At 61.5% G+C, this 545-nt stretch carries 1 protein-coding gene; it reads right to left on the bottom strand.

Annotated features, from left to right (window positions below; genetic code table 11):
- Window positions 1–96: 96 nt before the first annotated feature.
- A partial coding sequence (locus tag DIE08_RS35290; protein WP_148096104.1) for an FAD-dependent oxidoreductase occupies window positions 97–545 on the bottom strand: 449 nt, incomplete at its 5' end.

Raw genomic sequence — 545 nt, 5'->3', positions numbered from 1 at the left:
GTCATCTCCTTGACTCGACGATCCACCCTTCACCGCGTCGATCTACGCCAACCTTTTCGAAGGCGGCGACGCAACAAGAGAAGGGAATCTGTGCTCTCAAACCACCATCGACTGCTGGGCGAAGATGCCCGCCATCGCGCCCTGCGAGGATGCCTGCGTAACCGATGGCAAGAAGGGTGTGGCGAGGTCGCCAGCGGCGTAGATGCCGGGCATGCTGGTTTGGCGGCGCGCGTCAACCTTGAGAACGATGCCGGTGGGCGTATCCGCCGTGGCGAGGCCCAGTGATTCATGCAGGCTTGCCGACGGCTTGTTGCGCGGATTGGCGAACAGGACGTCGACCGCCACGTTGCGACCGGTATCGAGATTGACGGTGGTGATATGGCCTTTCTGGTGGGCGACCTCGATGATCCGGCCATCGACGAGAGGTATGTTGCGGCGCGCCAGATCGGCCTGGATATCGGGCGCAATGTCATGCCCATCGGCGAAGACAGTCAACTTGTCAGTCCAATCGCGGAACAACTTGGCAGACTGGTACGACTGCGGGC

This window comes from Burkholderia sp. Bp9004 (assembly GCF_003858025.1).
Classification (GTDB): domain Bacteria; phylum Pseudomonadota; class Gammaproteobacteria; order Burkholderiales; family Burkholderiaceae; genus Burkholderia; species Burkholderia diffusa.
The sequence above is the reverse complement of the archived record's forward strand: the minus strand, read 5'-3'. Positions and strand labels throughout refer to the sequence as shown.